Source organism: Allobaculum sp. (genome assembly GCF_047010065.1).
GTDB lineage: Bacteria > Bacillota_I > Bacilli_A > Erysipelotrichales > Erysipelotrichaceae > Allobaculum > Allobaculum fili.
This window is the reverse complement of sequence record NZ_JBKXLD010000011.1, coordinates 1-14671: the sequence shown is the minus strand read 5'-3', so window position 1 is coordinate 14671 and position 14671 is coordinate 1. Positions and strand designations below refer to the sequence as shown.

The window sequence follows — 14671 nt, the reverse complement described above, 5'->3', positions numbered from 1 at the left end:
GTAGAAATGAAAGTAATTTTGTTAACCGATGTCCGCAAAGTCGGAAAAAAAGATGAAGTCAAGGAAGTTTCGGACGGATACGCCCGCAACTACCTGATCAAGAACGGTCTGGCTGTGGTCTGCTCCAAGGAAAACACCCGTGCCCTGGACGAGCGCATCGCCGCGCGCAAGGAAGAAGACGACCAGAACCGTCAGGAAGCTGAGCGCATCGCCAAAGAGCTGGAAAACATGCAGCTCGAGTTCACCCTCAACACCGGAAAAGGCGGCAACACGTTTGGCCAGATTTCGTCCAAGCAGATCGCCCATGCCCTTTCGGAAAAAGGCATTGTCGTCGACAAGCGCAAAATCATGATGGAAACGCCGGTAGATTCCTTAGGCACCACGAACGTGAAAGTGGATCTGTACAAAGGAAAAATCATCGGAACCATTCACGTCCATGTCAGCGCGAAAGGAGCTTAATCTGTCATGATTCAGGAACTGCCCAATGCGAGCCGCATGGAGCAGGCCTTGCTCGGTGCCGTACTGATCGACCCTGAAGTCCTGTCCAAGTGCCGGGACGAGGATCTTACGGCAGCCGAGTTTTTTGTTCCTGCTCACCAGCAGATTTATTCCGCCATGCTGGCGCTCGCGTCCGCCGGCCGTCAGGTTGATTTTGAAAATATTGTGCTCCGCCTGCAGGAAAACGAAGAACTCGAAAGCAGCGGCGGCATGGACTATATTTCCGAACTCGTCGACGGTGCTGTCTCCGGCGCGGTCGCCGGCCGCTATATTGAGACCATTCAGGCCAAGGCGCAGCTGCGCCGCCTGATCAGTACTGCGGATCGGATCTCGGAAGAAGCTTCGGGATCTTCGCTCGAACTCGATTCCATTCTCGATGACGCCGAACGGTCCATCATGGACGTCACCCGGCGCCGTCGCGGTTCGGACTTTCGTTCTTCGGCGGAAATCTGCGAAGAAGTAAAAAATGAAATTTCCATTTTGCGCGAACAGAGCGGCATCAGCGGCATCCGGACCGGGTATACCGATCTCGACCGGATGACCAACGGTCTGCACCGCGGTGATCTGATTATTCTCGCCGCCCGACCGGCGATGGGTAAGTCGGCGTTCGCGCTCAATGTCGCCAACCAGGTTGCCCGTCGCAACCCGGGCGCGGTCGCCATTTTCTCGCTGGAAATGCCGGCGGCTTCGCTCATGAAGCGTCTGATTGCCTCGGAATCCAGAATCGATGGCGGCAAGCTCACCAGCGGCAAGCTCGACGACGGCGAAATGAACGGCCTTTCTGATGCGTGCGCTCAGCTGTCAGACCGGGAACTGTTTATCGACGATACGTCGATGGTCAAAGTCAGCCAGATTTTCTCGAAATGCCGCAAGCTGAAAAACCAGGCCGGTTCGCTCTCTCTGATCGTCATCGACTACCTGCAGCTGATCAGCGGAAGCGGCCGTACCGACTCGCGTCAGCAGGAAGTTTCGGACATTTCGCGAAACCTTAAAATTCTCGCCAAGGAAATGGACTGCCCGGTTATCGCGCTTTCCCAGCTGTCCCGAAAAGTCGAAGAGCGTACCAACCATGAACCGCAGCTTTCCGACTTGCGTGAATCTGGATCGATCGAGCAGGACGCGGACATCGTCATGTTCATTTACCGTGAGCAGTACTACAATTCGGATCCAGATCAGCAGACGGAAACCGAAGTTGTCGATCTTTCCCTGAAAAAGCATCGAAACGGTGAAACCGGTAAAGTTCAGCTCGTGTTCGAAAAGTCGTATTCGCTGTTTTCTTCTCTGGCGCATGACGGAGTGCCTGGCTATGCGGGTTGATCTGCTCTGCTCGGGATCGAAAGGCAACGCCTGTCTGGTCCGGCATAACAATACGAAGATTCTGATCGACTGCGGACCTCCGTCCTGGCGCTATCTCAAAAACGCCATGGATGATGCAGGGGTAAGTCCGGACGATCTGGATGCCCTGCTCATTACCCACAGCCACAGCGACCATATCCGGCAGCTTTCGCATTTTACCGGCCTGCCGGTATACGCCTGCTGCGCCCTTCATCCCAAAAACTATAAAAAGCAGCCGGTGACTCTCGATCTGCGTCAGGTTCTGCCGCCTGTCCGCTTTCAGGTAGGGGACCTGAAAATTCTCGCCTTGCCAACCTCGCACGATTCGGGTCCGTCGATGGGGTTTGTCATTAAGTCCGAACACGAAAAGCTCGTATACATGACCGATACCGGCTACGTGCCTGAAGCGCTGTTTGGCGATCTTTCGGATGCGGACTACTACATTTTTGAAAGCAATCACGATCTGGAAAAGCTCAACCAGACCGACCGGCCGTTCGCTCTGAAAATGCGCATCGCCTCCGATACCGGTCATCTGTGCAATCAGGACAGCGCCCGCATTCTCTGCAGCTGCATGACCCGGCGCACCCGCCATATCGTTCTGGCTCATCTTTCCGAAGAAGCCAATACGCCCGAACTGGCGCTAGGCGCTCTGTTTGAACGGCTCGAGTATGCGCACGTTCATCACGATCAGCTTGTGATTGAAGCTGCAAAGCAGTTTGAACCGCTCCATTTTGGCGAGATCCGGGAAGATGATGAGGCGGCTGACGAAACGGCGGCTGCGTATTCGGCGGATTTGTCGGATTTGTCGGATTTGTCGGATTTGACAGACCCGGCAGACAAAGCGAAAAACACGGACAGTACGTCTTTTCCGGATCGAAAAGAGGATGCTTCGCCTGCGGCTTTGCCTGCGCCTCAAAAAGCTGCTTCCAAACGCTCACGTTCCAAAGCCGCTTTGGCGGGTCATGGCGAATCGTCACATGCTGCCTGAAACGAAATCGCATGCTTTCTTTTCCAACAGGAAATCGTCTCATTTTCGTTCATAAAGCTGCTTGTCTAAAGCGGCTTGCCGTTTTGCGGCAGTCTCTGGTTTTCCAGAAGGCTGCCGCTTTTCTTATAGCCGGACTTTGTTCGCCAATGCCCGTATCTTTGTCCGCCCCGGCTTTTCCGGCCTGTTCTTTCCTGCTTTGTCTTTTCCCGTTTTGTCTTTTTCCGATTTGTCTGGACGGAAGGAAGCCGGGCGGATTTTGTCGGGCTTTCGCCTGGAAACCGGAGATGGCGAGCGCTTTTGCCCCGCGCTGGTCTGCCTCTGGGCAAAAATCGGAAACTGGCCAGTGCGCCGCAATCGCTCCAGAAAAGTTCAAAACGATTTAAGTACAGGCAAACTGGCAATAATCATAATGGATTCGTATTAAAAATATCCGTATCGGAGATGGAAGAATTTCACTCTGCTTACCCTGAGCTATCTCCGGGGAATTGAGCGGGTTTTGGTATAATGTCTTCGATAAAGGAAGGTGATTCACTTTGCTTACTGTTTTTGATCATCCGCTGATTAAGCACAAGCTTTCGATCATGCGTGATAAAAACACAAGTACAAAAGACTTCAGAGATAACCTTGATGAAATCGGATCGCTGATGGTCTATGAAATGACCCGCGATCTTCCTCTTCACGACGTAGAAATCGAAACGCCGATTACGACCATGACCGGTCACAAGCTGGCCAAGGATGTCGTTGTCGTGCCGATTCTGCGTGCGGGACTTGGAATGACTCAGGGCATTCTCGATCTGATTCCAACGGCCAAAGTGGCCCACATCGGTCTGTTCCGTGACGAAAAGACGCTGGAACCGCATGTTTACTTTGAAAAGTACCCCAAGAACATGCCGGAGGCTGTGACGATCGTTGTTGACCCGATGCTCGCAACCGGCGGAAGCAGCTGTGCCGCGATTGACATGGTCAAGCGGCAGGGTGCGACCAACATCAAGCTGGTGTGCCTGGTCGGTGCGCCGGAAGGTGTAGCCGAGGTGGAAAAGCATCATCCGGATGTAGACATTTATCTGGCCGCTCTCGATGACCATCTCAATGAGAACGGCTATATCGTTCCAGGACTCGGAGATGCGGGAGACCGTATTTTCGGCACGAAGTAGCCTATGAATCCGATGAAATTCGGCGGGTTTCTCCTGGTCAATCTGCTCGTGTGCATCTGGCTCGGGTATCTGATTGATTCCTGGACGAACATGTCCCCTGTCTGGATTATTGTCTTTACGCTGTATGCGATTATCGGCAGCTTCTTAGTTCTGCTGTATCGCAACAAGAAAAAAGACAAGAAGAAATCTTCCGGAAAGGAATAGACGCCATGTCCCCGGATCTTCGGCAGCTTTTCCGCTACAGCGGGAAGGCCACCCTGATTCTTTGTGCCGTCGCGTGCGCAGTCAGTCTTTTCATTGTCCAGGGAAGACAATGGATTTTTTGCGCGTTCGCGATTTTTTATGGAGCATTGTGCGCCATGCTTTCCCTTTACATGATTGCCCTCTCGACCCGGAACCTTTCCGGTGCGGACGCGGGCAAGAAGAGCAAGGGCTATGGCTCGTACATGCTTCGGTATCTGATGTATGCCGTCCTGCTTTTTGCGGGGGCTTTTGCAGGTCTTCCCGTACTCGGGCTGATGGCAGGCATCGCAATCCAGAAAGCCACCCTGGTGCTTTACGCCAGGCGCGGCGGAAAGGAGACTGAATGAGCGAAGTCAGTCAGATTGTTTTTCACTTCGGTTCGTTCAACTTCTCCCTGCACCAGTCCATTCTCGTATGGCTTGTGATCTGCCTGATCGTAGGCATTGTCGCCTGGATCGCAGGAAAGAAAATTGAAAAAGCGGACCCGTCCAAAGCTCCAAAAGGCATCGTTTACTGGTCTGAAGAGCTTTACAACCTGTGTCTGTATGTCATTCAGGGCAACCTGAAAGAAACGACCATCCACTATTTGCCGATGTTCGGCACCCTGATGGTCTGCATGCTGCTGTCCAACCTCACCGGTCTGATCGGATTTCAGAACCCGACCTCCAATGTTTCCTTCAACGCAACGCTCGCGCTGATGTTCTTTCTGATGATTCAGTTTCACGGAATCACCAAGGCTGGCCTCAAGGCCCGCTTAAAAGAACTGACCGAGCCGATGTGGCTGCTTACGCCGCTGAATATCATCGGTGAACTGGCCCTGCCGGTTTCGCTGACGATGCGTCTTTTCGGCAACATTCTGGCCGGAACGATTATTTCGCTTCTGATTTACACGCTGATCAAATCGATCGCCCCATGGGGATATCTTGGCCTGACCATTACGCCGTTCCTTCACATGTACTTTGATGTGTTCTCCGGCGTAATTCAGACGTATATCTTCTTTACGCTGGGCACGTACTTCCTCGGTCAGCAGACCGCTGAACAGGAAGACTGATCCTTTGAGAGCTGTCAGGACTGAACAAATACGGGCAGACATACGACAGTACACATACAGAAAAAGCGCACAGCTTTATGGCTGTGCATGAACCGCCCCGGGATCGCGCGTTCGATCCCCATCCATTTAATTTGAAAAGGAGAATACAGTTTTATGGAATTCAATGCAGATTTCGTAAGAGGAATGGCCTGCCTGGGTGCCGGCATCGCCATGATCGCTGGTCTTGGCCCTGGTATCGGTCAGGGTATTGCCGCTTCCAAAGGTGCGGAAGCCGTAGGCCGCAACCCGGATGCTTCCGGTAAAATCCAGTCCATCATGGTACTGGGTATCGCGCTGGCTGAAACCACAGGTATTTACTCGCTGATCATCGCCATTCTGCTCATCTTCGTGAAGGGCTAGGCCGCTGGTGAGATCCGATGATTGATTTCAATATTGATAACTACCTGCGGATTTCCTGGCAGGATGTTCTGCTGGTATGCATTTCATCACTCATCATCGTTCTCTTCTGCAAACATTTTTTCTGGGATAAGATTCTGGCCTTTATCAACAAGCGTCAGAAACTGATTCAGGACAACATCGACAGTTCCGAGACGCTGAAAAAAGAAGCGCTTCAGGAAAAGGAAGAATACGACCGTCAGCTCGCTGCTGCGGGCAGCCGTGCCAATGAAATCATTGACCAGGCAAGACGCGAAGCGCTGGTGGAAAAGGATTCGATTCTGGATCAGGCACAGAAACAGGCTTCCAACATAGAACGGGCGGCCAAGGAAGACATCGAAAAGGAACGCCTGCGTGCGCAGGGCGAAATGAAAGCCGCTATTACCGATGTCGCCATTGCCGCTGCCGGACAGATCCTGGATTCGGAAATTGATGCCGATAAACAGAAGAAGATTCTGGACGATCTGATTGATGAAGCAGGTGAAGGCAAATGGTAGATACCGCCCTTCCTTATGCGCAGGCTCTGATTTCTCTTGCCCAGGAAAATCATGAGGAAGATGCCGTTTTCCATGACCTTGAGCAGATGGAAACGGTGATGGATGAAAACCCGGAGCTCGAGCCCTGGCTTTCTCATCCTGCAGTCCCCTCTGCCCAGAAAGAAGCTCTGCTTCTGGAGCTCTTTCAGGATGGTACCCATCCCGTATTTGGGGACTTCCTGAAAATTGTCAGCCGTCATTCGATGAGCGGACACTTAAGAAAAATCGCAGAAGATTACCGGGCTTTGCTCGACGAACTGCACAACATTCAGAACGTGTACGTGACGTCGGCCGCAAAGCTGGATGAAAACCAGAAAGAACGGCTGAAAGCCGCTCTCAAAAAGAAGCTTGGCGCGGAAATCCGCCTGAAGTGTTCAGAAGATCCGTCTCTGATCGCGGGCATGATTATCCGTACCCCTGATGCCGTGCTCGATGCGAGCTATCAGGGCAAGCTGGAAAGAATGAAAGAACAGCTTTTGAAAAGCTGAAGCAGGTGATGTGTATGAGTTTAAATCCCTCCGAGATTTCAAAACTGATCAAAGCACAGATCCGGAACGTTGATAAAGAAGTCGAGATGAACGAAAGCGGAACGGTACTGAGTGTCGGCGACGGAATCGCCAATGTCTATGGACTGAAAAACGCGATGATGTCGGAGCTGCTCCTCTTCCCGCATGATGTCTACGGCATGGTCCTCAACCTCGAAGAAGATCAGGTCGGCGTTGTACTGATGAGCGACAACCCGGACATCAAGGAAGGCGATACCGTAAAACGCACCGGTCATATTGTCGAAGTGCCGGTCGGCGACGGCATGCTTGGCCGCGTAGTCAACGCGCTGGGCGAACCGATCGACGGCAAGGGCCCGATCGAAGGCACACGTCTTCGCCCGGTTGAGCGCGTAGCGCCCGGCGTAATGACCCGTAAGAGCGTATCCGTTCCTCTGCAGACCGGTCTGAAAATCATCGACTCGATGATTCCAATCGGCCGCGGTCAGCGTGAGCTGATCATCGGCGACCGTCAGACCGGTAAAACCGCGATCGCAGTCGACACGATCATCAACCAGAAAGATCAGAATGTGCTTTGCATTTATGTCGCAATCGGTCAGAAAGCCAGTACGGTAGCCCAGATTGTCGAAAAGCTGAAACAGCACGGCGCCATGGACTACACGACCGTTGTCGTATCCACGGCTTCCGAAGCGGCGCCTCTGCAGTACATTGCGCCGTATTCCGGCTGCGCCATCGGCGAAGAGTGGATGGAGCAGGGCAAGGACGTACTGATCGTCTACGATGATCTGTCCAAGCACGCGGTAGCGTACCGCGCCATGGCGCTTCTGCTGCGCAGACCGCCAGGACGTGAAGCGTACCCCGGCGACGTCTTCTATCTCCATTCCAGACTGCTCGAACGGGCAGCCCGTCTGAATGAAAAGCACGGCGGCGGATCTCTGACCGCGCTGCCGATCATTGAAACGCAGGCCGGCGATATTGCCGCCTACATTCCGACCAATGTAATTTCCATTACCGACGGTCAGATCTTCTTAAAGACCGACATGTTCAACGCCGGTCTTCGTCCAGCCGTTGACTCGGGTCTTTCCGTATCCCGTGTCGGATCCGCTGCGCAGGTTAAGGCCATGAAGCAGGTATCCGGCTCGCTGAAACTGGAACTGGCTCAGTTTGCGGAAATGGAAGCCTTCTCCAAATTCGGTTCCGACCTCGATGCCGCTACGGCCGAAGTTCTGAACCACGGCAACCGTCTGACGCGTCTGCTCGTTCAGAAGCAGTACTCGCCAATGCCAATGCCGGAAGAAGTCCTTTCTCTGTTCTCGGGCAAATATAAATTCCTTAAGGATATCCCGGTGGATTCCGTTGAAGACTTCGAAGAAAAAATGCTTCTGTTCTTCAAGTCCGAACATCCGGAAATCCTCGAAGAAATCGCCGAGAAAAAAGCTCTGGATGATGATCTGACCAGCCGCATCAAAGCGCTGATGAACGACTTTCTTGCGGACTATAAAGTAAAGGCAGGCCTCTAGTATGGCAGCCAGCAAGCAGGCGATTAAAAGCCGGATTGCTTCGGTTCGCTCAACTAAGAAAATCACCAACGCCATGCAGATGGTCGCCAGTGCCAAGCTCAACAAAACCCGTTCCGCCATGGAGCGCAACCGTGAATACGCCAACGCCCTGCAGGAAATGCTGGCGGTGGTACTCGCCCACGCTGATTCCGGAGCGCCGTATCTGAAGGAAGATAAAAACAAGCCGTCGTTTCTGTTTGTGATCACTTCGGATATGGGCCTCTGCGGCGGCTACAACGCCAACGTACAGCGCCTGTTGACCGAGTGCGTAAAAAACGGCGATCAGATCGTCATGATCGGATCGCACGGCGTCTCGTATGCAAACAGCCGCAATATGGAACTGTTCGGCCGTCTGGTTGACATGAGCGAGGAAGATGCGTATGCAGAACTTGCCCGCTATGCCGATCTGGCGCTGAAAGAATACGACGAGGGAAAAGTCGGTGCCATTCGGGTTCTCTATACCCGCTATGTCAATACGCTGACGTTCGAGCCGGAAGTACTCACCCTGCTTCCCCCGCAGAAACCGGAAAAGTCCGAAGAGGAGTCGAAGGTGCATGCGGAAATGCTCTTTGAGCCTGGCAAGGAAGAAATGCTTGCGCAGCTGATTCCGATGATCGCAAAATCGGTTCTGTATTCCAAATACATGGAAAGCAAGACCAGCGAGCAGGCCAGCCGGCGCATGGCCATGGAAAGCGCGACCGACAACGCGGAAGAACTCGAAGAGAAACTCAACCTCGAGTACAACCGTGTCCGCCAGAGCGCCATCACCCAGGAAATTACAGAAATCGTTGGCGGTGCCAACGCCCTGAAGTAGAAAGGACGCAAATCGCTTATGGATGCGAAAGACGAAACAAAAAATACCGGGGTCGTAACCCAGATTGTCGGCCCTGTAGTCGACATTCGGTTTCCCGACAGCAAGCTTCCGGATCTGCTTACCGCAATCAAGATTCCCAAATCCGACGGGACTTCGCTGACCGTTGAGGTTGCCCAGGGAATTGGCAACGACCTCGTTCGATGCATTGCGATGGGCAGCACCGACGGACTCGTCCGCGGCATGGACGCCATCGATACCGGCAAGCCGATTCAGGCACCGGTCGGTGAGGAAGTGCTTGGACGCATGTTCAACGTGCTCGGAGAACCGATTGATGAACTCGGACCGGTCAATGCCAGACAGACCATGCCGATTCATCGCCCGGCTCCAAAATTTGACGAGCAGTCGACGACATCGGCTGTTCTTGAAACCGGAATTAAGGTTATTGACCTGCTGACTCCGTACGCCCGAGGCGGTAAAATCGGCCTCTTCGGCGGTGCCGGTGTCGGCAAAACCGTACTGATTCAGGAGCTGATTCACAATATCGCTTCGGAACACGGCGGCAAATCCGTCGTTGTCGGCGTAGGGGAGAGAACCCGTGAAGGCAACGACATGTACTACGAAATGAAAGACTCCGGCGTTCTCGATAAAACCGTACTCGTTTACGGTCAGATGAACGAATCCCCAGGCGCCCGTATGCGCGTAGGCCTGACGGGTCTGACCATGGCGGAATACTTCCGTGATGTGGAACATCAGGATGTTCTTCTGTTTATCGATAACATTTTCCGTTTTACCCAGGCGGGATCCGAAGTATCCGCTCTGCTTGGCCGTGTTCCTTCGGCCGTAGGCTATCAGCCGACGCTGGCGACCGAAATGGGTCAGCTGCAGGAGCGTATCACTTCGACGAAGGAAGGATCCATCACGTCGATTCAGGCGGTCTATGTACCGGCCGATGACCTGACGGACCCGGCTCCGGCGACAACCTTCTCCCATCTGGATGCCAAGACGGTACTTGACCGTTCCATCGCGGCGCTGGGCATCTTCCCGGCGGTGGATCCGCTGGAATCGAGTTCGCGTATGCTGGATCCGATCGTAATCGGCGAACGTCACTATAAAGTGGCGCGAGGCGTACAGGAAATTCTGCAGAAATACAATGAACTGCAGGATATCATCGCGATTCTTGGTATGGACGAACTTTCCGAGGAAGACAAGAAGATCGTTAACCGCGCACGCCGCGTTCGTAACTTCCTTTCTCAGCCCTTCCACGTAGCGGAAGTCTTCTCCGGTATCAAGGGAGTCTATGTACCGCTTGAAACCACGATCGACTCCTTTGAAAAACTGCTTTCCGGCAAGTACGACGACCTTCCTGAACAGGCCTTCATGTTTGTCGGCTCCATTGAGGAAGCGGTTGAAAAAGCCAGAAAGATTGAGGAAGAATCCAAGTGATCAAACTGCGCGTAGTCACGCCGAACGGCCGCTATCTGGAAGAAACGGTTTCAAGCATTCACGCCAAAAGCGTGCTGGGCGAATTTACGATTCTGCCCAACCATGTTCCCGTCGTTTTTTCTCTCGTTCCCTGCAAGCTGGTCATTCATGTCGCCTCCGGACAGGAGCAGGTGTACGCCATTTCCGGCGGCATTCTCCAGTTCTACGGCGATGAAGCCAGACTGCTGACGGATGCTATTGAAGGCAAGGCGGAAATCGATATTCCGCGTGCCAAAGCGGCTTTGGAAAGAGCCAGAAAACGCATGGAGAAACAGGGAGATCTCGATCAGATGCGCCGGGCCGAACTGGCCATGCAGCGTGCGATCAACCGTCTGTCGGTTACCGATTCTCTCTAAATCAGAATTCTTTATAGATCAGGAGCTTTTTCTGTTCGCATGCCGGGAAGAAAAAGCTCTTTTTCCGTTTGTCTGCCTGATTCATGGATCCGTTAATCCGCTTCGCCGGACTGGCCGCAGGTCGGCGTGGCGAGCCGGATCCGCTGCGCAGCGAAGGAAGAAGCGAAGAAAGAAGCGAAGAAAGAAACGCAGGAGGAAATGAAGGTACAATACATTAGGTGGTGAGGCTCGTAATTAAAAATTCAGGGTACAGCTTAAAGCTAGCTGTACCCTGAATTTTTTGGGACTACGAAAAAATGGGAGCGGCTTGAAAGCTACGGTCCCAAGTTTGTGGAGAATATTGTTCAGGCGTCGCCAGGGATCTTCTGATGGAGAGCATGCGGAGAATGAGCGAGATGAGAATCGTCGCTCACGTCCATGACGAGGTGATCATTGAAGCTGATGAAAGAAATTCGGTTGAAGAAGTCTGCAAGCTGATGAGCGGAGTGCCTGACTGGGCTGAAGGATTGGTCCTGAATGCGGATGGGTATGAGTGTGATTTTTATATGAAGGACTAACACAAGCTCAGGTATGGTTACATGTACCTGAGCTTTTTTAAAGGGAGCGAAAAATAAAGAATGAAACAACGTTGCACTATTCTTAACAGTTCAAACCAAAAACAAGTGGATGAAGGGAGAGAATACGCTTTGGAAAAACTGATTGAATTCAGACGTTATCCCCTCGATAGGATCCTGGATAAGCTGCTGATTGATAAGACGACAAGCAAGCGAATCATCTGGGCAACGGATGGCTACAGTGAATATGGAGAGAATTACTGCGATCGTTTTGAAATCACTCCTGGTGCATTAGCCGGAATTAATCCGGTCCTCATTCAGCCAAGAGCATTTAAAGCACTTGAAACCCAGCAGCAGCGAACCAAATCGAAGGCAGAAGTGTTCACTCCATCCTGGATCGTCAACAAAATGGTGAACCACCTTGATGAAGAATGGTTCGGAAGATCCGATGTCTTTAATATAGAAAAAGATCAGACATGGGAGACGGAAACTGAAAAGATCGATTTCCAGGGCAAAAAGTGGAAAGACTACGTTGACCGATCCGTTCTTGAAATCACTTGCGGCGAAGCACCGTTCATTGTCTCTCGATATAACGCAACAACGGGAGAGATCATTCCCATTGAAGAACGAATCGGGATACTTGATCGAAAGTTGAGGATTGTTACTGAGAATACAGGCAGCGAAGAAGACTGGGTCAAGTGGGCAAAGCGGGCTTATGAAAGTGTTGTTTTTGTCAATTGAAAACTGGTCCAGTTGCGTAATTGAAAACTGGTCCACTTTGGGTTATAGAAGACTGCTCTTTCCAGAGCAGTTCCTTCTCCCTTCACCCCCTAGGGGGTGACGCGCTTTTTCTGATTTTTTCCGCCTGATTTTTCTTCAACCCATTTCTTGGTTTCACGAAGCCTGTAACTCTGGCCGGTCATATTGATCATGTAGGCCTTATAAGCCAGTCGATCAATCATCGCTGACGTCAGTACTTCATCTTTGAAAATCTCGCTCCAGCGGTTGAGCTCCAGATTGCTTGTGACGATCAAGGACTTCTTGCCATTGCGACTCGAAATCAAGTTAAACAGAATCTCACCGGATTTCTGATCGAATGAGCAGTATCCAAGTTCGTCCAATATCACGAGGTCAAAACTTTCAAAACGCTTCTTATATCGAAGCAGCTGGTTCTGGCTCATGGCTTCACGGATCTCGATCAACAGATCGGACACCCCGATAAACAGAACACTCATATTGTTCAGACAGGCTTCCATGCCCAGACAGATAGACAAGGCACTTTTCCCCGTTCCTGGATTTCCAATCAGGATTACGTTTTCTCCATTTTTTATAAAGTCCAGAGTTGAGAGTTCTTTTACTTTCTGCTGGATTTCGATTCTCAAATGTTCCGTTTGAAAGTCTTCCAGAGACATCCGATTTGGGAAATGCGCCAGCTGGATCCGCTTCTGAATACAGTTTTCATTGCGGCTGATCGTTTCGCCTTTGAGGACCTTTTCCAGAAATTCTTCGTAATCAAGGTGATCTTCTCTCGCCTGGGCAGCCAGTTCCTTATAGTTCTGGCGGATAAAAGGCAGGCGCAGCCTTTTGGCGTAAGCTTCAATGTTCATTTCATACTCGCTTTCTAGGCAAAGAGTGCCTGGTATTCCTCTACCTGTGCGGCCAGAGGCTCATAGACAGATTGGCGCTGAGGTGCCTGACAGGCTTCTATCCTGAGCAGATCTTTGATTTCTTCCATAGGCCGGTCTTTGTGTCTGGTGAGTATTTCTATGAATTCTTTCGGCTTTTCGCTAAAATAGCTGTCGTAAATTGATTTGAGTTCTGGATCCGCTTTGAGGGCTGTACTGTTTCTTAAAGCTCCAGGCTTTTTACGCAGCGTGCTGAGATAGTGTCGAATATCGAAGCACGTTTTTTGTTTTCCATCATTGATTCTCTGATGTTCAGCTACCTGTTCATGTTCGTAATAAACTTTGATTGTTTCTGTGTAGGTTTTAACTCTTACTTTTTTACCAATCAGATTATCGGGAACGGAATACTGATTATTGTCAACGCTGATTAAAGAGTATTTATTTACTATCCGCTCAGCGATCTGAGCCGCTTCATAGTCAGGAAGGAGCGGCTTCAGAAACGGCTGTTCTTCTTTCCGCTTCGTATCTTTATTCAGTTCATCCAGACGATCCTTGAGCCACATTCTAGCTTCTTCGAGACTGTCGAATTTGTATTTCAAGGCGAAGCTCTTATTTCGAACTACTTCAACGGAACGTTCGACGGATCCTTTCTCATTTCCAGAAAATGCGTTCGTAACGTTTACCCTGAACCCGTAGTAATGGGCGAAGCGGATAAGTTCCGGATTAATTTCTTTCTCGTTTCTTCCTATGAATTTCGAGACGACGTTTCTCATATTGTCGTAAACGCCCTCTCTGAAGATTTCGCCGACTTCATTGAAAAAGCGGATCATCGATTCAAAGAAGACCTGACTTTTCCGGTTTTCGTACAGGCAGGCAGCTCGATAGCCTGACCATGGCGAAGTCATAACGGCCAGATAGAACGTCTTTCTCTGACCATTAATCATCAGCTTCACTTCGCCAAAATCGTATTCAAACCGGTCACCTGGTTCGTAGTCCTGACTGATGAAGCATTCTCTGTGCCTGTTCCTTTTCTCTTTGACCCTTTTTGTGAGGGTCGACAATCCAATGTCGAATCCAGCAGCCCTGATCAGATCCCAGATCTGTAAGCAGGTCAGCTGCTGCTTATGGCCAGACCCGAGCAGGCGTGTCTTTTCTTCTTCGTCTTCAAGAATTTGATCCAGAAGCGCGTCGACCTCTGGACTGTATTTCCGAGGTTGTCTGGATGAACTGTCGTATGAAGGCGGATCGATACACTCCTCAATAAACGTTCGGCTGTTTTCGTGGGTTGGATCAGCTTCCAGAGACTCTCTCTTTTCCTTGTACTTCCTGTACTACTTCTCACCAGTGGTTCTCGAGATCGAGCACAGCGCAGCGGCTTTTCTGGATGAGACTCCTTGTGTTCGTAAATCGATGTATTTGAAAACTGTCATCTGAGTATGCACTTTCTAGTCCTCCATTACGGAGTACGATACAAGTCAGGTGGCCCAGTTTTCAAATCCGATTTTCGCTTTTTTGGACCAGTTTTAAACTACAAAAAA

General features: G+C 51.2%; 19 protein-coding genes. 17 read left to right on the top strand and 2 right to left on the bottom strand.

All coding sequences use genetic code 11. The annotated features are described in order from the left end of the window. The 17 genes from rplI to ACLUYS_RS01890 form a co-directional block, all read left to right on the top strand. Positions 1 to 459, top strand: a 459-nt coding sequence (rplI, locus tag ACLUYS_RS01970; protein WP_412658822.1) for a 50S ribosomal protein L9, incomplete at its 5' end; no start/stop codon positions are given. Positions 460 to 465: 6 nt separating this feature from the next. Further along, positions 466 to 1815 carry a replicative DNA helicase gene (gene dnaB, locus ACLUYS_RS01965; protein ID WP_230267213.1) on the top strand — a complete coding sequence of 450 codons (1350 nt, stop codon included), beginning with the start codon at positions 466 to 468 and terminating at the stop codon, positions 1813 to 1815. After that, on the top strand, positions 1805 to 2821 hold the full coding sequence (locus ACLUYS_RS01960) for an MBL fold metallo-hydrolase (RefSeq protein WP_288876148.1): 1017 nt from the start codon (positions 1805 to 1807) through the stop codon (positions 2819 to 2821). The genes dnaB and ACLUYS_RS01960 overlap by 11 nt, the downstream gene beginning before the upstream one ends. A gap of 61 nt (positions 2822 to 2882) precedes the next feature. Then, entirely contained in the window at positions 2883 to 3245 is a 363-nt protein-coding gene (locus ACLUYS_RS01955; protein ID WP_230267215.1) for a hypothetical protein, read from the top strand. Positions 3246 to 3354: 109 nt separating this feature from the next. Further along, positions 3355 to 3975 carry a uracil phosphoribosyltransferase gene (upp, locus tag ACLUYS_RS01950; RefSeq protein ID WP_288876147.1) on the top strand — a complete coding sequence of 207 codons (621 nt, stop codon included), beginning with the start codon at positions 3355 to 3357 and terminating at the stop codon, positions 3973 to 3975. A gap of 3 nt (positions 3976 to 3978) precedes the next feature. After that, positions 3979 to 4179 (top strand): AtpZ/AtpI family protein, encoded by a 201-nt coding sequence (locus ACLUYS_RS01945; RefSeq protein ID WP_230267217.1) that lies wholly within the window; start codon positions 3979 to 3981, stop codon positions 4177 to 4179. Between the two features lie 5 nt (positions 4180 to 4184). Further along, positions 4185 to 4565 (top strand): hypothetical protein, encoded by a 381-nt coding sequence (locus ACLUYS_RS01940; protein ID WP_230267218.1) that lies wholly within the window; start codon positions 4185 to 4187, stop codon positions 4563 to 4565. Further along, the gene (locus tag ACLUYS_RS01935) at positions 4562 to 5269 is read left to right on the top strand and encodes a FoF1 ATP synthase subunit a (RefSeq protein WP_230267219.1); all 708 of its coding nucleotides are present in this window, start codon (positions 4562 to 4564) and stop codon (positions 5267 to 5269) included. Before ACLUYS_RS01940 ends, ACLUYS_RS01935 begins: the two co-directional genes overlap by 4 nt. A gap of 153 nt (positions 5270 to 5422) precedes the next feature. Beyond that, positions 5423 to 5668 carry an ATP synthase F0 subunit C gene (gene atpE / locus ACLUYS_RS01930; RefSeq protein WP_230267220.1) on the top strand — a complete coding sequence of 82 codons (246 nt, stop codon included), beginning with the start codon at positions 5423 to 5425 and terminating at the stop codon, positions 5666 to 5668. Positions 5669 to 5685: 17 nt separating this feature from the next. Continuing rightward, a complete protein-coding gene (atpF, locus tag ACLUYS_RS01925; RefSeq protein WP_230267221.1) occupies positions 5686 to 6201 on the top strand; it encodes a F0F1 ATP synthase subunit B in 516 nt (171 codons plus the stop codon). After that, positions 6195 to 6728, top strand: coding sequence for a F0F1 ATP synthase subunit delta (locus ACLUYS_RS01920; protein ID WP_230267222.1), 534 nt, complete (start codon positions 6195 to 6197; stop codon positions 6726 to 6728). Before atpF ends, ACLUYS_RS01920 begins: the two co-directional genes overlap by 7 nt. Positions 6729 to 6742: 14 nt before the next feature. Next, positions 6743 to 8263, top strand: coding sequence for a F0F1 ATP synthase subunit alpha (gene atpA, locus ACLUYS_RS01915; protein ID WP_230267223.1), 1521 nt, complete (start codon positions 6743 to 6745; stop codon positions 8261 to 8263). A gap of 1 nt (position 8264) precedes the next feature. After that, positions 8265 to 9116, top strand: a complete 852-nt coding sequence (atpG, locus tag ACLUYS_RS01910) for an ATP synthase F1 subunit gamma (protein WP_230267224.1) — start codon at positions 8265 to 8267, stop codon at positions 9114 to 9116. A gap of 18 nt (positions 9117 to 9134) precedes the next feature. Beyond that, positions 9135 to 10559 (top strand): F0F1 ATP synthase subunit beta, encoded by a 1425-nt coding sequence (atpD, locus tag ACLUYS_RS01905; protein WP_288339843.1) that lies wholly within the window; start codon positions 9135 to 9137, stop codon positions 10557 to 10559. Next, complete coding sequence (gene atpC, locus ACLUYS_RS01900) at positions 10556 to 10954, top strand: ATP synthase F1 subunit epsilon (RefSeq protein WP_288339841.1); 399 nt, start codon at positions 10556 to 10558, stop codon at positions 10952 to 10954. The genes atpD and atpC overlap by 4 nt, the downstream gene beginning before the upstream one ends. 386 nt (positions 10955 to 11340) lie before the next feature. After that, positions 11341 to 11511: a hypothetical protein gene (locus tag ACLUYS_RS01895; protein ID WP_412658819.1), complete on the top strand. Its 171-nt coding sequence runs from the start codon at positions 11341 to 11343 to the stop codon at positions 11509 to 11511. Between the two features lie 129 nt (positions 11512 to 11640). Continuing rightward, positions 11641 to 12249 (top strand): hypothetical protein, encoded by a 609-nt coding sequence (locus tag ACLUYS_RS01890; RefSeq protein ID WP_412658817.1) that lies wholly within the window; start codon positions 11641 to 11643, stop codon positions 12247 to 12249. 89 nt (positions 12250 to 12338) lie between these two features. Here the strand turns inward: ACLUYS_RS01890 and istB are convergent, their stop codons facing one another. Then, complete coding sequence (istB, locus tag ACLUYS_RS01885; RefSeq protein WP_412658815.1) at positions 12339 to 13115, bottom strand: IS21-like element helper ATPase IstB; 777 nt, start codon at positions 13113 to 13115, stop codon at positions 12339 to 12341. A gap of 14 nt (positions 13116 to 13129) precedes the next feature. Continuing rightward, positions 13130 to 14383, bottom strand: coding sequence for an IS21 family transposase (istA, locus tag ACLUYS_RS01880; RefSeq protein ID WP_412658834.1), 1254 nt, complete (start codon positions 14381 to 14383; stop codon positions 13130 to 13132). Positions 14384 to 14671 lie beyond the last annotated feature (288 nt).